The 20,176-nt window shown below is 75.8% G+C and carries 14 protein-coding genes; 4 read left to right on the forward strand and 10 right to left on the reverse strand.

The genetic code is table 11. The annotated features are described in order from the left end of the window. Positions 1 to 184: 184 nt before the first annotated feature. The 8 genes from ACIRPH_RS06265 to ACIRPH_RS06300 form a co-directional block, all read right to left on the reverse strand. The gene (locus ACIRPH_RS06265; RefSeq protein WP_402910039.1) at positions 185 to 3,787 is read right to left on the reverse strand and encodes a TM0106 family RecB-like putative nuclease; all 3,603 of its coding nucleotides are present in this window, start codon (positions 3,785 to 3,787) and stop codon (positions 185 to 187) included. 143 nt (positions 3,788 to 3,930) lie between these two features. Next, a complete protein-coding gene (locus tag ACIRPH_RS06270; RefSeq protein ID WP_402910041.1) occupies positions 3,931 to 4,644 on the reverse strand; it encodes a septal ring lytic transglycosylase RlpA family protein in 714 nt (237 codons plus the stop codon). 199 nt (positions 4,645 to 4,843) lie between these two features. Next, entirely contained in the window at positions 4,844 to 5,998 is a 1,155-nt protein-coding gene (locus tag ACIRPH_RS06275; protein WP_402910043.1) for a dual specificity protein phosphatase family protein, read from the reverse strand. A gap of 337 nt (positions 5,999 to 6,335) precedes the next feature. After that, positions 6,336 to 7,028, reverse strand: a complete 693-nt coding sequence (locus ACIRPH_RS06280) for a sirohydrochlorin chelatase (protein WP_402910045.1) — start codon at positions 7,026 to 7,028, stop codon at positions 6,336 to 6,338. A gap of 50 nt (positions 7,029 to 7,078) precedes the next feature. Beyond that, positions 7,079 to 8,185, reverse strand: a complete 1,107-nt coding sequence (locus ACIRPH_RS06285) for a uroporphyrinogen-III synthase (RefSeq protein WP_402911606.1) — start codon at positions 8,183 to 8,185, stop codon at positions 7,079 to 7,081. A gap of 119 nt (positions 8,186 to 8,304) precedes the next feature. Then, a complete protein-coding gene (gene nirD, locus ACIRPH_RS06290; RefSeq protein ID WP_402910047.1) occupies positions 8,305 to 8,679 on the reverse strand; it encodes a nitrite reductase small subunit NirD in 375 nt (124 codons plus the stop codon). Continuing rightward, entirely contained in the window at positions 8,676 to 11,186 is a 2,511-nt protein-coding gene (gene nirB / locus ACIRPH_RS06295) for a nitrite reductase large subunit NirB (RefSeq protein ID WP_402910050.1), read from the reverse strand. Before nirB ends, nirD begins: the two co-directional genes overlap by 4 nt. A gap of 359 nt (positions 11,187 to 11,545) precedes the next feature. After that, on the reverse strand, positions 11,546 to 11,962 hold the full coding sequence (locus ACIRPH_RS06300; protein ID WP_402910053.1) for a winged helix-turn-helix transcriptional regulator: 417 nt from the start codon (positions 11,960 to 11,962) through the stop codon (positions 11,546 to 11,548). An 81-nt stretch (positions 11,963 to 12,043) separates the two neighbouring features. On the opposite strand from ACIRPH_RS06300, the gene ACIRPH_RS06305 reads away from it, so the two are divergent. The 4 genes from ACIRPH_RS06305 to ACIRPH_RS06320 all read left to right on the forward strand — a co-directional run bounded on the left by ACIRPH_RS06305 (position 12,044) and on the right by ACIRPH_RS06320 (position 15,569). Next, entirely contained in the window at positions 12,044 to 12,190 is a 147-nt protein-coding gene (locus ACIRPH_RS06305; RefSeq protein WP_402910056.1) for a hypothetical protein, read from the forward strand. A 15-nt stretch (positions 12,191 to 12,205) separates the two neighbouring features. After that, entirely contained in the window at positions 12,206 to 12,847 is a 642-nt protein-coding gene (locus tag ACIRPH_RS06310; RefSeq protein ID WP_402910058.1) for a DsbA family oxidoreductase, read from the forward strand. Positions 12,848 to 13,012: 165 nt separating this feature from the next. Continuing rightward, a complete protein-coding gene (locus tag ACIRPH_RS06315; protein ID WP_402910061.1) occupies positions 13,013 to 14,149 on the forward strand; it encodes a hypothetical protein in 1,137 nt (378 codons plus the stop codon). A gap of 250 nt (positions 14,150 to 14,399) precedes the next feature. Continuing rightward, the gene (locus tag ACIRPH_RS06320; protein ID WP_402910063.1) at positions 14,400 to 15,569 is read left to right on the forward strand and encodes a PP2C family protein-serine/threonine phosphatase; all 1,170 of its coding nucleotides are present in this window, start codon (positions 14,400 to 14,402) and stop codon (positions 15,567 to 15,569) included. A gap of 154 nt (positions 15,570 to 15,723) precedes the next feature. Here ACIRPH_RS06320 and ACIRPH_RS06325 read toward each other — a convergent pair whose 3' ends face one another. Together ACIRPH_RS06325 and ACIRPH_RS06330 are read right to left on the reverse strand one after the other, a co-directional pair. After that, on the reverse strand, positions 15,724 to 16,563 hold the full coding sequence (locus tag ACIRPH_RS06325; protein ID WP_402910066.1) for a class I SAM-dependent methyltransferase: 840 nt from the start codon (positions 16,561 to 16,563) through the stop codon (positions 15,724 to 15,726). A 461-nt stretch (positions 16,564 to 17,024) separates the two neighbouring features. Beyond that, on the reverse strand, positions 17,025 to 20,000 hold the full coding sequence (locus ACIRPH_RS06330; protein ID WP_402910069.1) for an AAA family ATPase: 2,976 nt from the start codon (positions 19,998 to 20,000) through the stop codon (positions 17,025 to 17,027). Positions 20,001 to 20,176 lie beyond the last annotated feature (176 nt).

Below are 20,176 nucleotides of genomic sequence, written 5' to 3' on the forward strand. Positions count from 1 at the left end.
GAGAACGGGGTGGCGGGCCAGGGCGTCGACGGACGGGGGCATGCCCGGGCCGGGGGCGCGGGGTGGGTGGGTCCGTCGGGGACGGCCCGCATCCGCCCGGGCGCGGGCGAGCGCGCCGGGTCGAGTGCGGTGCTGTGTAAAACGTACTCCACCTGGGGGGCGTCCGAAACCCGAGGGCGGGCCCTCAGGGCGCGGGGGGCCAGGGGCGGGCGCCCCCGACCAGGCCGGTGAAGGAGGCCAGCAGCCGCAGTTCGTCGATGCTGCGCGGGGCCGTGGTGAGCAGGTCGGGCGAGTGGACCACGGCGGCCAGGAGCTGGGCGCGCGAGAGGGCGACGTTGAGGCGGTTGCGGTCCAGGACGAACGCGGTCCCGCGGCTGGCCTCGGCGGCGTCGGAGGTGGTCATCGAGCAGATGACGGCGGCGGCCTCCTGTCCCTGGAAGCGGTCGACGGTGCCCACCCGCACCCCCTCCAGGGCGGGGTCGGTGCGGGCCGCGGCGGCCAGGGCGCGTCGCAGGGCGCGCACCTGGAGGTTGTAGGGGGCCACCACCAGGATGTCCTCGCCGGTCAGGGGGCGCGGTTCCAGGCCGGGGCCGGGGATGAGCTTGTCCTGGACCAGGCGGGTGGCGATCGCGACGACGGCCTCGACCTCCTCGGGGCTGTGGGTGGTGCGCCCGTGGTGGGTGACGGGCAGGGTGTACACGCCGGGTTCGAGGGCGGACAGGGCGCGTTCGGCGGTGGAGGGGTGGGCGTGCAGGCGGCCCTGGTAGGACAGGGCCGAGACGGTCGCGCACACGCCGGGGTGCATGCGGCGGGTCTGGTCCAGGAAGTAGCCGCGGGCGGGGTCGATGATCTGGCGTCCGGCCATGAGGTGCTGCAGGGCGGAGGCGTCGGCGCCCTCGCCGTGGGTGCCCTGGACGACCTGGGGCAGCTGCTGGGGGTCGCCGAGCAGGACGAGGTTGTGGGCGGCGGCGGAGACCGCGAGGGTGTCGGCCAGGGCGAACTGGCCGGCCTCGTCGATGATGAGCACGTCCAGGGGGTCGGCGATCATCGCGGCGTTGGACAGGGCCCAGGCGGTGCCGCCGATCAGGACGGGCTGGTTGTCGGCGGCGCGCTTGGCGCGCCAGCCCATCAGCGCCTGGGGGCTGGTGGGCTGGTCCCAGGGCAGGTCAGGGTCGACGGCGTCCTTGCCGCGGCCCTTGGCGCGTTTGGCGGCGGCCAGGGACACCCCGGCCCGGTCGGCGGCGCGCAGGGCGGCGCCCATGACGTTCTCCACGGCCTTGTGGCTGGTGGAGCACACGCCCACGTTGCGGCCCTGGCGGGCCAGGTGGGTGATGAGCTGGGCTGCCAGGTAGGTCTTTCCGGCGCCGGGCGGGCCCTGCACGGCCAGGTAGGAGCCGTCCAGGCGGTCCACGGCGGCGATGGTGGCGGCGATGAGGTCGCCGCCGTGCTCGTCCGGGGAGGGCAGGGGGCCGGGGGTGCGCAGGCGGGGCGGCAGGCGGCGCAGCACGTCCAGGCCGGGGTGGTGGGGCCACCGGGGCAGGGCGGCGACGGCGGTGCGGGCGACCGACTCCAGCGCCCCGTCCTTGGGCTGGGGGTTGACGGGTGAGCCGGGCAGGACCGCCACGGGCGCGCGGGAGCGGGTGTCGTCGGGGTCGCTGGTCTCGGTGACAGTGAGCGTGTCGGCGTCGGCGCGGGCGACGGTGGCCGGGGCGGCGGTGGCCGGCCGTCCCGGGGCGCCGGGGTAGAGCAGGTGGACGTCCTGGCCGGTGGTGAAGGGGTGGGGGTGGGCGGTGTCCAGGCGCATGGACAGCTCGCGGCGGGCCTTGCGCTGGCGGCCGGTGGGTTCGGCCCACTCCCCCGTGTGGACCTGCCAGGGCACGGCGCAGTCGGTGTCGGCCTCCAGGTCGGTCAGGGGCGCGCTGGTGCGGCGGTAGTGCTCGCGCCAGGGCGGGAGGTTCTCGCGCTGGTAGTAGCCGACCAGGGCGGCCAGGGAGGCGCGGGTGCGGTCCTCCTCGTCGCGCTCCTCGGCGGTGGCGGGCAGGCCGGCCAGGAGGGGTTCGGTCAGGGCGGCGTGGCGGGCGAGCTTCTCGGCGCGCTTGCGGGCGCGTTCGGCCTCCTCCTCGGTGAGTTCGAGCTGGACGGGGGGCCGGTCGGTGATGCCCTGGCGGACGCGGTGGTCCTCCAGCCAGTCGCGCAGGCGGGCGGTGGAGTGGCAGTCGTCGCGGTTGTAGGCGCCGATGTCGGCGAGGACCCGGGCGGCGCGGTCGTGGTCGCCGTGCTCGGCGGCGCGCAGGTAGGCGGCGTAGGCGTCGATGCTGGAGGTGGCGGTGGTGACGCCGCCGGAGCGGGCGGCGCCCAGGTAGAGGGGTTCGAGGTACTTGATGGAGTAGGAGCGCTGGGACACGCGCAGGCTCTTGCGGACCACCGTGTACAGGTCCACGAGCCGGTTCTCGCGCAGGAGCCGGTTGACCTCCTCCTCGCGGGTGGCGAACTCGGAGCTGAGGTGTTTGAGGCGGTCCACCTCGTAGGAGGCGTAGTGGTAGACGTGGGCGTTCTCGTCGGCGTCGATGCGGGCGCAGGCGAAGTCGACGAAGTCCTCCAGGGCCTTCTTCTCCTGGGCGCGGTCGTGGGCCCAGAAGGCGTGGAAGGTCTCGGCTCCGTGCTCGTCCTCGGTGGTGGCGCCGAACAGGTACTCCAGGCCGCGTCCGCCGTCGCGGGAGTGGTAGGGGTAGCCCTCCATGTCGAAGAACACGTCGCCGGGGCTGGGGGCGGGCAGGGCGGCCAGGCCGTCGGGTGAGAAGACCTCGGCGGTGACGGTGCCCTGGGGGTTGTGGGGGGTGCGCGTGGTGTCCTGGCGGACCTGGAGGGCGGCCTGGGCGCGCAGCTGGTCGAAGGAGCGGCGGGGCAGGGTGGCGGGGCGCTGGTCGTCGTCGGCGCCGGCCAGGGCGTCGATGGTGTCCAGGCCGGCGTCGGTGAGTTTGGCGGCCTGGTCGGTGCGCAGCCCGGCGACCAGGGACAGGTGGCGTGCGGCGGTGCGCCCGCCCGAGCACCAGGCGCCGTAGCCGCAGCCCTCGCAGCCGGGGCGGGGTTCGCCCCAGGTGGGGGTGGGCAGGGCGGGGGGCTGGGCGAGCCGGTCCAGCAGGCGGGTGGTGACGGTGGTGAGGATGGGGGCGAAGTCGGCGGTGTCCAGGGTGTGGGTGTGGCCGTCGCCGGTGAGCAGGTGCATGCGGTCGGGGGTGCGGCCGGTGGCCACGGCGACGGCGTGGGCGTAGGCGGCGAGCTGGACGACGGCTCCGGGGCCGGGGCGGCGGGCGAGCTTGGTGTCCCAGGGCTCGTAGGACCAGGGGTCGGGTGCGGGGTCGCGGCGCTCGCCGGTGGCGGGGTCCAGGTCGGAGCGGATGAGGAAGTCGGCGCGGCCGTGGAAGGCCACGGCCGGGGCGGTGGGGGTGGCCCGGGTCAGGGGGTGGTGGAAGCTGCCCTGGTAGATGACGGGCGCCCCGGCGGCCATGGCCTGGGAGGTGGCGGTGGCGGCGGCCGCGAGGGAGGCGTCGTCGGCGCGGGGCTCCTCGATGTGCACGACCTCGCCGAACAGGGCGGTGAGCCGGTCGAGTTCGGCCTGCTCGTGGACGTGGCCGTGGTGGGCGACGAGGGGGTCGACCTTGTCGGGGGCGGGGGCGCCCTCCAGGCGGGCGGCCAGCGCGGTCTTGAGGGCGCTGCGGTGGTCGCACTCCAGGGTGTCGACGAGGTCGGTGGGCGAGACGACCCAGCCGGTGGTGGTGCGGAACAACGCCCCTGCTCCCTGTGTGTCGGTGGTGGGTGGGTGCTGGGGATTGTGCCACGTCCGGGTGACGTGTGGGTGCTCACACGCGCGTGCGCCCCGCCCCGGGGCGAAGGGGGCGGGGCGCACGGGGTCCGTGTGGAGGGGGCCGGCTAGCCGACGACCTGCCACTCGACCTGGCCGACGCCGGCCCCGGTGCCGATGATCTGGTCGAAGGCGGCCGTGGACAGGTCCAGGCAGCGGCCGTCGATGTAGGGGCCGCGGTCGTTGATGCGCACGGTCACCGACTTGCCGTTGCTGGGGTTGGTGACCTGGACCTGGGTGTTGAACGGCAGGGTCTTGTGCGCGGCCGTCATGGCGCTGGGGTCGAAGGTCTCGCCGTTGGCGGTGGAGTTGCCCGCCAGGTCGGCGCCGTAGAAGGAGGCCTGGCAGGTGCCGCCGTCGCCGGAGGGCTCGCCTCCCCCGCCGCCGGTGTCGGCCTCGGGCTCCTCGGCCTCCTCCTCTTCCTCTGGTTCCTCCAGGACGTCGGAGGCGTCGGTGCTGGTGCTCTGGGTGGCGGAGGTGACGGCCTCCTGGGCCCGCTGGAGGGCGTCCTGCCCCGCCTGGGGGGTGGCGTCCTCGGCGACCAGGGGGTCGGGGTCGGCCTCGGGGACCCCGGCGGCGTTGGCGGCCGTCTCGGGGTCGGCGCCGGAGGCGATGACGGCCGCGGTGGCGGTCCCTCCCACGAGCAGGGTCAGACCCGTGGCCGAGGCCAGGATCATGGTGCGCTTGCGTCGGCTGCGCTTGGCGGCGACGCGGGGTCCGACGGCGGGGGCGTCGGTGCGGTCGTCTTCGACCGGCGGGGTCTGGGGCTCGTGTTTGCCCACAACGGAGTCCTTACGAACGGGAACAGGGCGTGGCGGCCCGCTCCTGGTGCGGGGTGTGTGCGACGCCCCGGACAGGTGCGGGAGGGCGTGGCACGGGCGCGGAGCCGGGACCGCCGGTGGCGGTGCACGGGGTCTGGGCGCAGATCCTAGGGGTAACGCGAGGGTAACGGTACCGGAAAGCGGGGGTTTGTGGAACTTGTCACCCGGTGATGTGGGGTTCGGGCAGTTCGGGTCGCCGGGGCGGGACGCCGTCGGGGAACAGGCGCAGGGCGGGGTCGGGCAGGTGCACCCCGCTGAGCTGGGCGACGGCCTGGGACAGGGCGGGGTTGTCCAGGTGGCCGCCCACGGCGCGGATCATGGCGGCCAGGGTGGGCAGGGGCGGGGCGCCCAGGCAGGCGACGGCGTAGCGGGTGGCCACGGCGGGGGTGCGCGAGGCGCCCGCCCAGCAGTGCAGCAGGACGCGTTTGCCCTCGGCGCGCAGGGCGGCCACGGTCGCGGCGGCCTCGTCCAGGGTGAAGTGCAGGTTGGCGTTGGCGTTGGGGCGGTCGTGCATCCACACCCGCACCCAGTCGGCGTCGGGCAGGTGGGGGGCGTCCTGGGGGTGGGTGCGGCACAGGGAGACGACCGCGTCCGCGCTCTCGGGGTGGTGGCGCAGGTGGTCGAGGTTGCCGAGCAGCACCTGGGGGTCCAGGGGGTGGGGGACGGCGAAGGGCGGCAGGCGGCGGGGCTCCTGGACCAGGACGGGGTGTTCGGGCCAGGCGCCGGGGCTGGTGCCGCGCACGGCCGTCAGCGCGGCGGTCGTGAGGGCGTGGGGGTCCAGGGTCTCGGACATGCGGCGCAGGGCGTGCAGGGGCACGGCGGAGGCGCCCCACAGGGCCCCGGCCAGGGCGCCGGTGTGCATGGCGGCGTCGTCCCCGGCGGCGGTGTACGCCGACCAGACGGCGTCGACGAGGTGGGCGCACGCGAAGGACCCGCCCGCGGGGTCGTGGGCGGGGCGGGGGGTGCGGGTCAGGGCCCGCCAGGAGGCGCCCAGGGGGTCGTCGGCGGCAGTGTGCTCCAGGGCGGGCGCGGACCCGGGCGGGGTGCCGGTGCGGGCGGTGCTGCGCAGGACCTGCGCCCAGGCCTGTTCGGTGGGGTCCGCGGGCGGGGCGGGGGTGCGCGCGGTGGCGGTCAGCTCGGTCAGCGCGGTCCGGATCAGGCGGGGCAGCCGTGCGGAGGCCTCGGTGAACCCGCGGGTCAGGTCGGCGGGGGCGCCCACCAGCGCGGCGGCCACGGGCGCGCCGAGCATCGCGCCGACGGACCGGTCGGCGGCGGGGTCGTGGAAGTCGAGTGCGGGGGCGGGTACTGCGGACATGGCCGTCCTCGTGGGCGCTGCGGTCTGGTGCGGACTGGTGTCCCAGAGGTGGTCTTCCCCCGGGGGCCCGGTGTTGCGCACGGGTTGCCGGTTGTGGCCATCCGGGGTTCGGGGGGTGTACACCGGTGGCTGCGCGGAGGGCTCCTGCGACGGGTGGGGAACCCGGCGGGCGGCCGGGTGCGCGGAAGGACGCCCGGACTGCGCGGGCCGGGGGCGGGGCCGGCGGGCCGGGGGCGCGGGCCGGAGCGTGCGTCGTCCGGGCCGGTGCACGGCCCCTGCTGCCCCGGGGCCGCAGGGGCCCTCGGGGCCGGGGCGGGCCGCCCCGCGCGGGGCCCGCTCAGGCGTGCTGGGGCAGGGCCGCGTGGTGGTAGCGGTCGGCCACGGCGCGGGCGACGGCCGGGTCGGGGCACAGCGGACGGGCCACCGCGTCGGCTCCGGCCAGGGCGAGCCGGTCGTGGAACAGGCCCGGTGCGAGCAGCCAGGAGGCCACCGCGACGCGGCGGTGGCCCCGGGCGCGCAGGCGGGCGACCTGTTCGGCGACGGTGGGGCGGCCGGTGGCGATGAAACCGGTCGTGACCGGGGCGCCCAGGAGCCGGGCCAGGCGGGCGGCGGCGCGGGACAGTTCGGCGCCGGCGCGCGGGTCGGTGGTTCCGGCGCAGGCCAGCACGACGGCGTCCCCGGGGCGGTACCCGGCCTGGTCCAGGCGGCGCACGGCGGTGTCCAGGACCGCGGGGTGGGCGCCCAGGGCGGGGGTGAGGACGGCGTCGGCGCGCCCGGCCCGCAGGAGCTGGTCGGGGATGTCGGTGCGCACGTGGTAGCCCGAGGCCAGGAAGGCGGGCACGACGACCAGGGGCCCCGGGGTGTCGGCGGCCACCTCGCCGACGGTGGGGGCGAGCACGTCGGCGAAGGCCAGGCGGGTGGGGCGCCGTGTCAGCTCCCCCACGCGCAGGGCCAGGGAGTGGGCCACGGCGGTGCCGTGGGGGTTGCGGGTGCCGTGGACGGCCAGCAGCAGGGTGGGGTGTCTGTTCATGGCTCTCGGGTGTGGGAGTGCGTGTGCGGCGGGGCGCGCCGCCGGTCGGATCAGAGGTCGGGAGCGCAGTCGTGGGTGTCCAGGGCCAGGCGGTAGCCGCGTTTGACGACGGTCTGGATGATCCTGGCGTCGCCCAGTGCGGTGCGCAGGCGCGCCACCGCCGTCTCCACGGCGTGCGCGTCGGCGTCCTCGCCCAGGCAGGTGAGCAGGCGGGTGCGGTCCAGGACCTGGCCGGGGCGGCGGGCGAGTTCGCGCACCAGGCGCATCAGGGTGGGAGAGAGGGTGTGCACGGTGCCGTCGACCAGGACGGCGTGGCCGCGCAGGCGCAGCCGGTGTCCGGCCACGCCCAGGGTGGGGAAGCGCGCGGGCAGCTCCTCGGTGAGCTTGCGGACCTGGGCGCCGATGCGGGCGCGTTCGGGCCACACGGTGGGGATGTCGTGGGCCATGAGGGGGCGGGCGGTGACCGGTCCCACGCACATGGCCAGGACGTCGCCGCGCAGGGCCTCGACCAGGGGGCCGGTGCGGCCGGTGGTGCGGGCGCGGGCCAGCAGGCCTGCGGCGGCGGGGGCGCTGGTGAAGGTGACGGCGTCCACTCCCCCGCAGGTGACGGCCTCGATGAGCCGGTCCAGGGGGGCGACGTTCTCGGGCTGGGTCCACCGGTAGACGGGGACCTCCACGACGTCGGCGCCGGCCAGGCGCAGGGCCGCGGTGAAGTCGGGCAGGGGTTCGCCGTGCAGCTGGATGGCCACGCGCAGGCCCGTGACGCCCTGTTCGAGGAGGTAGTCCAGGACTTCGGCGGAGGACTCCGAGGGAGGGGACCACTCCTCGGTGAGTCCGGCGGCGCGGATGGCGCCCTTGGCCTTGGGGCCGCGGGCCAGCAGGCGCGAGGAGCGCATGCTGGCCAGGAGGGGTTCGACGGTGCCCCAGGTCTCGCACGCCTCGATCCAGCCGCGGAAGCCGATGCCGGTGGTGGCGATGACGACGTCGGCGGGGCGGCGGGCGAGTTCGTCGGAGACCGAGGCCAGGCGCTGGTCGTCGCTGAGCGGGACGATGCGCAGGGCGGGGGCGGCGATGACCTGGGCGCCCTTGCGCTGGAGCAGGGCGCTGAGCTCGTCGGCGCGGCGGGCGGCGGTGACGGCCACGGTGAACCCGGCCAGGGGCGCGGTGGTCGCGGGCGCGCCGGCCTCCGCCCCCGTGCCGTCGGCCCCGCCCGTGCGGTCCTGGTGCGGGCCCGCGGCGGGCGGGGTGTGGGAGGACGGCGCGGACGCGGATGTGCTCAAGGTGACTCCTCTTCGGCGCGGGCGCTGATCTGGACGGTGGTGCCGGTGTCGCGGACGGCCCAGGTGCGCAGGCGCACCCGGGGGTCCTCCAGGCTCTGTCCGGTCAGCAGGGAGAACACATTCTTGAGCATGGGCGAGGCGATGGTGGGCTCGCCACGGCGGTCGCCGACGATGCCGCGCGAGATGACCGCGGCCCCGGTGAAGGGGTCGATGTTGTCGACGGCGAACAGGCGGTCGTCGCGGGTGCGGAACAGGGCCGCCTGGCGGCCGTCGGGCAGCAGGACGGCCACGCCGTCGTCGGCGCCCAGGCGGTGGGCGGGGCAGGCGTCGATCCACAGGGCGGGCGGGGCGTGGGTGGTGGCGGCGGTCATCGGGTGGCCTCCTGCGGGCGGTGGGCGGGCATGCCGAGGTCGAGAGCGGCGCCCGGGACGGGCTGGTCGCGTGTGGTGGTGAAGCTGATGGTGGGGTCGGGTGTGCCGGGGGCGTTGGCGAAGGACTCGAACCGGGCGAGTTTGGCGGGGTCGGCCAGGACGGCGGCCCACTCGTCGGTGTAGGCGTCCACGTGGCGTTCCATGGCGGCCTCGAGCTCCTCGGCGATGCCCAGGGTGTCGTGGACGACGACGTCGCGCACGTGGTCCAGGCCGCCGTCCATGGCCTCGATCCAGGGGGCGGTGCGCTGGAGGCGGTCGGCGGTGCGGATGTAGAACATCAGGAACCGGTCGATGTAGCGGATGAGGGTCTCCTCGTCCAGGTCCGAGGCGAGGAGTTCGGCGTGGCGGGGGGTGAAGCCGCCGTTGCCGCCCACGTACAGGTTCCAGCCCTGGTCGGTGGCGATGATCCCGAAGTCCTTGCTGCGTGCCTCGGCGCACTCGCGGGCGCAGCCGGAGACGGCGGACTTGAGCTTGTGGGGTGAGCGCAGGCCCCGGTAGCGCTCCTCCAGGCGGATGGCCAGGCCCACCGAGTCCTGGACGCCGTAGCGGCACCAGGTGGTGCCCACGCACGACTTGACGGTGCGCAGGGACTTGCCGTAGGCGTGGCCGGACTCGAACCCGGCCTCGACCAGGCGGGTCCAGATGGCGGGGAGCTGTTCGAGGCGGGCGCCGAACAGGTCGATGCGCTGGCCGCCGGTGATCTTGGTGTAGAGCTGGAAGTCGCGTGCGACCTCCCCGATGACGATGAGCTTGTCGGGGGTGATCTCGCCGCCGGGGATGCGGGGCACGACCGAGTAGGTGCCGTTGCGCTGCATGTTGGCGAGGTAGCGGTCGTTGGTGTCCTGGAGCGTGGCCTGTTCGCCGTCGAGGATGTGCCCGCCCCCCAGGGAGGCCAGGATCGAGGCGACGGCGGGCTTGCAGATGTCGCAGCCCTGGCCGGTCCCGTGGTTCTCGATGAGGGCCGAGAAGGTGGTGGTGCCGGTGGCGCGGACGGTCTCCAGGAGTTCGGCGCGGGACTGGGTGAAGTGCTCGCACAGGGCCTTGGACTGCTCGATGCCCGCCTGGGAGAGGATCTGCTTGAGCATGGGCACGCACGACCCGCAGCTGGTGCCCGCCCGTGTGCACGCCTTGAGGCCGGCGACGTCGCAGGCGCCCTGGGTGTGGATGGCCTCGGTGAGGGCGCCCTTGGTGACGGCGTTGCAGGAGCAGATCTGCGCGGAGTCGGGGAGGGCGTCGGCGCCCAGGGCCGCGCCGCCCTCGGGGGTGATGAGGGTGAGCGGGTCGCCGGGCAGGGGCGAGCCGACCATGGGGCGCAGGGTGGCGTAGGCGGAGGCGTCGCCGACCAGGATGCCGCCCAGGAGGGTGGTGGCGTCGTCGGACAGGACGAGTTTGGCGTAGCGGCCGCCGGCGGCGTCGTTGACGACCACGTCCAGGCAGTCGGCGGCGCGGCCGTGGGCGTCGCCGAAGCTGGCCACGTCCACGCCCAGGAGCTTGAGCTTGGTGGAGGTGTCGGCGCCGGTGAAGGTGGCTCCGCCGCCGAGGAGGCGGTCGGCGACGACCTCGGCCATGGCGTTGCCGGGGGCGATGAGCCCGTAGACGGTGCCGCGGTGGGCGGCGGCCTCGCCGATGGCGTGGATGCGGGCGTCGGAGGTGGTGCAGGTGTCGTCGACGACGATGCCGCCGCGTTCGCCGACCCGCAGGCCGGCGGCGCGTGCGAGGTCGTCGCGGGGGCGGATGCCCACGGAGAACACGACCAGGTCGGCGTCCAGGCGGGTGCCGTCGCCCAGGAGGAGGTTGCGGACGCGGCCGTCCGCGCCGGCCTCGACGGCGGTGGAGGCGGCTCCGGTGTGGATGTGCACGCCCAGGTCGGTGACGAGTCTGCGGAGCAGGCCGCCGGCGCCCTCGTCGATCTGGGCGGGCATCAGGTGGGGGGCGAGTTCGACGACGTGGGCCTCCACGCCCAGCAGCCGCAGGGCGTTGGCGGCCTCCAGGCCGAGCAGGCCGCCGCCGATGACCACGCCGGTGCGGGCGTGGCGGGCGGAGGCGGTGATGGCGTCCAGGTCCTCGATGGTGCGGTAGACGTGGCAGCCGGGCAGGTCGTGGCCGGGGACGGGGGGCACGAAGGGGGTGGAGCCGGTGGCCAGGACGAGCCGGTCGTAGCCCAGGGTGCGGCCGGAGGCGGTGGTGACGGTGCGCGCGTCGCGGTCCAGGGCGGTGGCGCGCTCGCCGACGTGGACGTCCACGTGGGGTCCGGACAGGTCGCCCAGGGACAGGTCCTGGGCGCTGGCGCCGTCGAAGTAGGAGGAGAGCGCGACGCGGTCGTAGGCGGTGCGGGGCTCCTCGCCCACGACGGTGACGTGCCAGCGGTGGTCGCTGTCGCGGTCGCGGAGGGCCTCGACGAGTCGGTGGCCGACCATGCCGTTGCCGATGACGACGAGTTCTTCCATGGTGCGCGGCTCCTCCTGCTGCGGGGTCGGACGCCTCTCAGGCAACCCGCAGGGTGTTACCCGCGGGTCAGCCTCGTGTGTCGCGGTTGTTTCGATGTGCTGTCACCGCAGGTGGGGAGTGCGTGATTCGTGCCGGGGGCGGAGAAGGGCCAGCCCGGGGCGGGTGCGGGCGGCGCGGGGGCGCCGATGGGTGTTCGGTCACACCGGGCCCCTGCCGGGGTGGGCGCTGGAGGGCTGAGCCCGGCGGGCCGGCAGGGGCCGGTGTCCGCCCCCGCCTTCGGAGGAGGGGCGCGGTCCGGGGCCGGGTGGGGACCGCGTGCGCGCGGCGGGCCCGTGCCGGGGTCCGGCGGGCCGGGGGGTCAGGGGCCGTCCGGGAGGGGGTCCCCGGCGCGGTCGTGGCGTTCGCGGGCGGCGCGGATGTCGTCGCGGTGCAGGCTCGCCCAGCGGTCCAGCGCGTTGAGGGGTTCCAGGAGGGTGCGGCCCAGGTCGGTGAGGGCGTAGTCCACGCGGGGCGGGACGGTGGCGTGCGCGGTGCGGTCGACCAGGCCGTCGCGGACCAGGGCGCGCAGCGTCAGGGTGAGCATGCGCTGGCTGATGCCGTCGACGGCGCGGTGGAGCTCGCTGTAGCGGTGGGTGCGCCGCCCCAGCACGACGATGACGAGCACGCTCCACTTGTCGCCGATCCGGTCCAGGACCTCGCGGACCGGGCAGTCCTCGGGGGCGCGTTCGCCGGTGTGTCCGGTGGAGGGGACACCGGTGTGCGTTCGGGACGTCAATGTGCCTCCTTGTGCCTGGTCCGGGCCCCTCCCATACTGACTGATAATGTTGTTACGCACAAAAGGTATGTAAGGGGTGTCGTGAACGTGAGCAGCCCGCAGTCGGGGACCGAGCCGCAGGAGGCGGACCGGCCTGCCGAGGAGGAGCTCCCCCTGGAGGCGGTCACCGGGCTGGTGTCGCTGGGAACCGAGGACGCGCCGGCGTGCTCGGACGGAACGTGCTGGTGAGTGAGGGGATTGTCCGTGCAGGTCGAGGTGTGGTCCGACATCGTGTGCCCGTGGTGCTACATCGGCAAGCGGCGCTTCGAGCTGGCCCTGGAGCAGTTCGAGCACGCCGACCAGGTCGAGGTCCTCTGGCGCAGCTTCCAGCTCGACCCCTCCTACCCGCGGGGGCGCGGCGAACCGGTCCGTGACGCCCTGGCCGCGAAGACGGGCGCCTCGCGCGAGCAGGTGCGCGCCATGACCGCGCAGGTGGAGAAGGTCGCCGCGGAGGTGGGGCTGGAGTACGACTTCGAGAACGGGGTCATGGTCAACACCTTCGACGTGCACCGGCTCGTCCACCTGGCGCAGAGCCGGGGACTGGGCACGAAGGCGCACGAGCGCTTCATGCACGCCCAGCTCGTGGAGGCGAAGGACCTCTCCGACACCGCCACCCTGGTGGAGTTGGCGGTGGAGATCGGCCTGGACGCCGCGGAGGCCCGCCGCGTGCTGGAGGGCGACGACTACGCCGCGGAGGTGCGCGAGGACGGCGCCACCGCGCAGCGCCTCGGCGGGAGCGGCGTGCCGTTCTTCGTGATCGACCGCGCCTTCGGGATCTCGGGCGCCCAGCCCGTCGAGGTGTTCGCCTCGGCCCTGGAGAAGGCCTACCTGGCGGCGCGGGCCTAGACCGTCGGCGGGGCGCCCCGCCGACGGAGCGCGAACCGGAGACCGGTGGCGGTGGAGCGGGTTCCCCCTCAGGGGGGAGCCCGCTCCCGCTCGCGGGGGAGGTGCGCCCGGGGGTGCGCGCGCCAGGGTGGAGGCATCCACTCCGCACCACTCCGGGAGCACGCCATGACCGCACTGCCACCCCTTCCCGCACCCCCCGCAGATCCGGGGCACGAGCGGCACGACCGCGCGACGGCGGTGCCCTGGGCTGCGCTGGCGTGGTCGGCGGCGGCACTGGCGCTGGGCCTGGGCTGGCTGTCGGGGGTGCTGCCCCTGAACGTGGCCGACGAGGACGGGTTCGGTTCGCTCTTCGCCGGGCGCGGCGAGACGCTGCCGGTGGTCCTCGTCCTGGCCACGGGCGCGGTGGGCGCCGTGTGCTCCATGCTGATGCTCCGGGGCGGCGGGCCCCGTGCGGCCCAGGCGGGCGCCTGGGCCCTGGCCGTGCTCGTGCTGCTGGTGTTCGTGGACGGCAACCTGCTGGCCCTGCTCGGCTACACGATGATCATGCCGGTGGCGGGCTGGATCGTGCCCGGCCTGGCCCAGACCTGGGTGCTCGCGCTGCTGCAGCCCGACAGCCTCACCGGCCTGTTCTTCGCCGCCGGCGTGGGGGTGTGGGTGGTCGCGGCCCTGGCGTGCCGCCGCGAGGGGAGCCGCTCCTGCGCGCGGTGCGGCCGGAGCCCGCGGTGGTCGGCCGCCGTCGAGCACGGGACCCGGGCGCGGGCGCTGCGCGTGGGGCGGATCGCGGTGGCGGTGGGCGCGGTGACCGCCCTGGTCTACCCCTCCATCAGGATCCCGTGGCTGTTCGGCGTCCCGGTCGGGATGAGCCGGGAGGACTTCGCGGTGCTCTCCGCCGACCCGTTCACGCTGGTGATCGGTGTGGGGCTGGGGTCGGCCGGCATTGTCGGCGCCGTTCTCATGCTGGGCCTGGTCCAGCGCTGGGGCGTGCGGTTCCCCCGGTGGACCGCGGGGCTGGCCGGGCGCCGGGTGCCGGTGCCGCTGGCGGTGGTGCCCGCGACGCTGGTCGCGGTGGCCCTGGTGGCGATGGGCCGCAGCGCCGTCACCGAGGCCTTCGCCGCGGAGGCCGGATCGATGTTGAGCGCCGGCACCGTGCACGTGGCGGTGTTCTCCTCCATGGGGGTGTGGGGGACGGCCCTGGGCGTGGCCACCGCCGCCTACCTGGTGCGGCGCCGGTCCGAGTGCGGCCGGTGCGGGCGGGGGCTCCCCGAGGAGGAGCCCCGCCGCATCCGGGCCGCAGCGGCCTGAGCCGGACCGCCCTCCCCGACCCCGTCCCGGGGCGTAGGGCCGGGGCCGCCGCCGGGGCGGTGCGTGCGGGGCCGGTGCCCCTCCCCCGGCGGGGAGGGGCACCCGCGGCAGGGGCGCGCGGGCCGGTCGCGGCAGCCGCGGAACCTGGGTCGACCACCCCCCCCGAGCTGGACTTTCTGCTCGAAATGTGGCAAACCGGGTAGAGGTTCCGAAGCAGTTGCCGCCTCGCGAGATTGACCGAGGTCATGCCATGTCGCTCAAACACGGGTCCAACGAGCTGATGACGTCGCTGGTCAGGGCCGGGCACCTCGCCAACTTCGAGGAACTCCCCTCCCTGGTGGCGGGCAAGGCCGCGGCCGCGGACCTCACCGAGATCCGCATCTACCTCGCCGACCGCCAGCAGCAGGTCCTGCGCGAGGTCACCGGCCACGGCCTCGACGCCCACCAGGGCGGAGACGACCTGAAGATCGACGGGACCGTCGCCGGCGAGGCCTACATCATGGGCGTGACCGTGCCCGTCGGGGACCGGGGCCGCTACTGGGTGCCGATCCTGGACGGGGCCGAACGCCTGGGCGTGCTCCACGTGGCCTACAAGGGCGACCCCGACCGCTCCGCGATGCGCGACCTGGCCGCGATGGTGAGCCTGCTGATCATCGCCAAGCGCGCCAACAGCGACGCGCACGCCCGCCTGGTCAGGGTCAGCCCCATGTCCGTCTCGGCGGAGATGCAGTGGACCCTGATGCCCCCGGGCACCTTCGCCGACTCCCGGGTGACCATCTCCGCCGCCACCGAGCCCGCCTACGACAACGCCGGGGACTCCTTCGACTACGCCCTGGCCGGGGAGATCGCCCACCTGGCCATGTTCGACGCCATGGGCCACGACACCGCCGCCGGGCTGATTGCGAACCTGGCGGTGGGCGCCTTCCGCAACGAGCGCCGGCGCGGCGTCCCGCTGGACGAGATCCCCCGGGGCGTGGAGGACACCCTGATCCAGGAGTTCGTCCAGACCCGGTTCGCCACCGCGATCCTGGCCGAGCTCAACCTGGGCACCGGTGAGCTGAGGTGGGTCAACTGCGGGCACCTGCCGCCCGTGCTCATCCGGGGGGAGGAGGTCCGCAACCTGGAGTGCGACCCCTCCCACCCCCTGGGCATGGACCTGGGGGTGCCCGTCGCGGTCTGCCACGAGCAGCTCGAACCCGGCGACCGCCTGCTCCTGTACACCGACGGCATCATCGAGGCCCGCGACTCCGAGGGTCGGGAGTTCGGCGTGGAGCGGTTCGTGGACTTCGTCATCCGCCACCAGGCCGACAGCATGCCCGTCCCCGAGACGCTGCGGCGCCTGGTCCACGCGGTCCTGGAGTACCACCACGGGCAGTTCGGCGACGACGCCACCGTCCTCTTCTGCGAGTGGCACGGCTGACCGTGAGGACGTGTGGCGGCTTCTGTGGCAGGTCCGACCCACCGGCCGGCACCGGCGGGTCGTCCGGGGGGTTCGTCGGCCTGTTCGGGGAGGCCACCGGGGCGACCGTGACCTCACAGGAGCGTCCCCCGGGCGGCCCCGCGGCCGTTCGCGTTCACCCCGGGCGCCGGGCCACCACCGAGAAGTTCAGCGGGATCCGCGGGGCCCCCTCCGGGAGCCGCCACCCCTGCGGGCACGCCACGAGGCCGGGGAAGGCGGGCCAGTCCATGAACGGGTGCTCCCCGAGCGATTGGACCACCAGTCCCGCCTCCAGCAGGGCGCCGGTCACTTCCGCCAGGCTGTGGCGCCACTGGTGGTTGACGGTGCTCGTGATGGACTCCGCCGACCCGTCGGTGTAGGTCTCGGCCTCGTCGTAGGTGTCGGCGCCCCCGCCGCCGAGGTAGTCGCCGGTCACCCGCCACGGCTCGTAGTCCAGCGCGTTCAGGAGCGGGTGGTCGTCCCTGACCATGAACACCCCGCCCGGCTCCAGCAGGTCGTGGACCGACCGCGCCCACGGGCCCAGCTCGGGAAGCCACATGACGGCGCCCGTGCCGGTGACGATCACCTCGAACCGCCGGTCGACGGCCTGCGACGCCGTGCGCGCGTCGCTCTCCACCCAGGTGACGTCCGCGCCGTCGGCGGCGGCGATGCGCCGGGCGTGGGCCAGCGAGTTCGCCGACAGGTCCAGGCCGTGGACGTCCACGGCGCCCAGCCGCACCCAGCACACCGTGTCGGTGCCGATGTGGCACTGCAGGTGCAGCAGCGACCTGCCCGCCACCGTCCCGCCGTCCAGGTGCGGCTCCAGGACCGCGAGGTCGTTGCGCACGACCTCCGAGATGGAGGAGGGGTCGGCGATCAGCCCCTCGACGTCGTACATCGCGGACCGGGCGTGGACGTCGGCCCTCTGGTCCCAGTTCGCGCGGTTGTCGGCGACGGCCCGCTCGTGGTCGCTCATGTCCTCGGACGCCTCGTTCCGTGTGTCGGGGCGCCGGCGCGGAGGTCCGCCCGGCCCTGCGGGCATGGTGGCGGATCGGGGCCGGAGGGGGAAGCGGTTTTTCGCGGGCCGCCCCTCCCCGCCGGGGGCGGGGAGGGGCGGCCCGGGGTGGGATCGGTGGGCCGGCCCGTGCGTGCAGCTGCTGGGGAGGGGGCTGGTGCACCGGATGGTTCGTCCGACGGTCCGGCCCGGAAGCGGCCACCCGCCGACCATGATGGTCCGCCGCGCGCGCCGGGGCCATACGTAGTCACTACGTAGTCACTACGTAGTTCCGGCGCGGCGGCGGGAACACGTAGGCGCCGACCTCGCCCCGCGCCGGGCACGGGGCTCCCTCCGCGAGCGCGGGGCCCCCGGCACTCCCCCACCCGGGGCCGCGCCCTCCCCGCACCGGGTCCGGTGCGCCCGGGAGGGCGGGGCAGGGGTCAACCGGAGCCGGTGGCGACCCCGCCCTCGCGGTCCCGGCCCGGCGCCGACGCCAGGTCCCGGCGCGAGCGCAGGCCCAGCTTGGCCAGCGCGTTGGCCACGTGGGTCTCCACCGTGCGCGGGGACAGGTGCAGCAGGGCGGCGATCTCCCGGTTGGTGCTCCCCCGTCCGGCCAGTGCCGCGATCTCCCCCTCGCGCGGGGACAGGCGGGGGTCCCGCGGGGCGCGCCCGCCGGCCGGGGCGGCCGTCACCCCGTGCGCGCGCAGCGCACGGCGCACCCGCGCCGCGTCCCAGACGGCGCCCAGTGCCGTGTACTCCTCCAGCGCGGTCCTCAGCCCCGCCACGCCCTCCTCGGACCGGCCCCCGGAGAGGTCCAGCCGGGTGTGGGCCGCGGCCTCGCGGACCTGGGCGGCGTCGTAGGGGCGCGGCATGGCCCGGTAGGCGGACACGGTCTCGGCGTACAGGTGCAGCGCCCGGTCCCCCTGGCCGCGGTGCCGGGCCAGGGCGGCCTCGAACCGGCCCAGGGCCGCAGCGGCGGCCGGGGCGCCGGTGCCGCGCAGCCCCGCCCGGAACCGGGCGCACAGGTCCTGGGCCTCGGCGCCGCGCCCGGCCGGGACCAGCGCCTCCATCCCCGGGACCAGGTCGGCCGCCCACACCCACACGCCCTTGCTCGCCACCAGCGACACCAGGCCCTCCACCCGGGACCACGCCTCCCCGGAATCGCCCCGGGCGATCGCCAGGCGGGCCAGCAGCCCGGCGGCGAACGCGCGCACGGGGACCGCGTGGTCGGGGTCGGGCGCCGCGGGGTCGTCCCCGGGGGCGGGTTCGAGGAGCGCCAGGTGGGACCGGGCGCCGGCCGGGTCCCCCTGGGCCAGGGCCAGTGCGGAGCGCACCAGGGTCAGCTCGGCGGCGACCGCGTGCAGGTGGGCCGCGCGCGCGGGGCCCAGGTGGCGTTCGGCCTCCTCGTCCAGGCCGGCCCAGTGGCCGCGCTGCCAGTCGAGGATCAGCCGGAGCGCCTGGGCGCTCTCGCGGACGTAGGGCACCTCCGAGGCGATCGACCAGGTGGCGGCGTCCGACAGGTGGTGGTCGGCGCGCTCGTAGTGGCCGAGCATGACCGCGGCGTCGGCCAGGTTGAGCGAGGCGCGGGCGAACTCGCGGCGCCGCACGAGGGCCTCGGGCGTGGGCCGCGCGTGCGGGGAGCCGGGGTCGGGCAGGGCCGCTGTCCAGGCGGCCGGGTCCCCGACCTGGGCGAGCAGGGTGGCCTGGTTGACCGAGACGCTGTGGGCCACGGCCGGGTCCTTGCTGCGGTGGGCGGCCGAGACCGCCTGCTCCATCCACCTGCGGTGGGTGTCGACGGGGTCGGGGGTGCTGCGAGGCACGGCCAGGGCGCACATGGCGCGGGCCGCCAGGTCGGGGCGGGAGGTGAGTTCGGCGGCGGCCCGGACGAGTTCGCTGCGGGCGGTGCGCCCCTGCGCCGCCTGGTTGAGCAGGAGCAGGCCCAGCTCCATGCGCAGCTCGCCCCGGGAGGGCGCGGGCAGGCCGGGGGTGGCCAGGACGTCGCGCAGCAGCGTGATGGCGTGCTGGGCGCAGATCCCGGTCAGGGCGGCGCGGCCCAGTTTGAGGGCGAGTTCGCAGCGGCGTTCGGCGGGCAGGGTGGGGCGGGTCAGGGCGTCGCGCAGCAGGGTGACGGCGGTGGCGTCCTCGCCCTGGGACAGGGCCTGGTCGGCGGCGCGTTCGGCGTGGTCGGTCCACTCCTCCACGAGTCCTGCCTCACGGGCGTGGCGGGCCAGGCGGGCGTGGGGCGGCGCGGGGTCCCGTGACAGGGCGGTCAGGGCGGCCCGGTGCAGGTGGCGGTGCTTGCCCAGGGGGAGGGTGTCGTGGCAGACCCGCCGCAGGAGCGGGGGGCGCACCTCCAGGGCCGCCGGGCCGGAGGGCCGCAGCAGGCCGAGCTGGCAGGCGCGGGAGAGCGCCTTCTCCGCGCGGGAGGGGCTCAGCTCCGCGACCCGCGCCAGGACGGCGTCGTCGGCCGGGGCGTCCAGGACGCAGGCGGCGCGCACCAGGTGGCGGGTGTCGCGGTCCAGGGCGTGCAGGCGTTCGAGGAACCAGTCGCGCAGGGTGGGGGGCACGGGCGGCTCCTCCGGTACGGCGGGGCCGGAGCGCGGCCCGGCGTCGGCGCGGGCCAGGTGGTGCAGGGTCTCCACGGCGGCCAGGGCCAGGCCGCCGGTCCAGGCGTGCAGGCGTTCGGCGTCCTCGGCGGTGACCCCGCCCGGGGGCGGGGTGGCGGTCCCGGCGGGCGGGGCGTCGGGGGCCGGGGGCGGTACGGGCGCACCGCGGGGGGCGGCGTCCAGGAGCCGGGAGGCCAGCGCGAACAGGTCGCGGGGGTGCAGAGGGGCCAGGGCGAGTTCGTGGTGCGGGGTGCCCGGCGGGGTGCGGGCGGCCAGCGCGTGGACGGGGAAGGCCCGGGGCAGTTCCTCGGGTCTGTAGGTCAGCACCAGGCACAGGTGGGCGGGCAGGCGCGGCGCCAGGTAGTACAGCAGGTCCCGGGTGGACGGGTCGATCCCGTGCACGTCCTCCAGGACGAGCACCGTCGGGCCCAGGGAGTCCAGGAGTTCGGTGAGGGCCCGGTAGGTGCGGTGGTGCTCGGCCGCCGGCGAGCCGGTGGGCGGGGGCGGGGGCGGCAGCCGTTCGGCGTGCTCGGGCATGAGGGGGTGCAGGGCGCCGCACAGCGGGCTGAGCCCGCCGGGGATCGGCGCCCGGCGCAGGGCCTCGATGACGGGGGCGAAGGGGAAGGGGTCGTCCCGGGAGGGGCAGTACCCGGTCAGGACCGTGGCGTCCACGGCTCCGGGGAGCTCCCGGACCAGGCGGGTTTTACCCGATCCGGCGGCCCCGGACAGCAGGACCAGGGACCCGGGGACCGCCGCGGTGCGCAGCTGTTGTCGTTCCTTCTCACGGCCGACGAGCGGGGGGAAGCACACCTACCCGACGGTATAGCGACAGGGGGCGGCGGAGAAGGGGGTCGGGGCGTACACCCGGATCGTTGATGTGCCGGAAACACCGGACGCCGTTCCCGGGAGCCCCGGAGGGCGGCAGCTGCCCCGTCCGTCCGCGTCCGAGGGGCGCGCGACCACCGGTCGCGGGCATACAATCCGCC

The sequence above is a fragment of the Nocardiopsis sp. NPDC101807 genome, assembly GCF_044766605.1.
GTDB classification, from domain to species: Bacteria; Actinomycetota; Actinomycetes; order Streptosporangiales; family Streptosporangiaceae; genus Nocardiopsis; species Nocardiopsis tropica.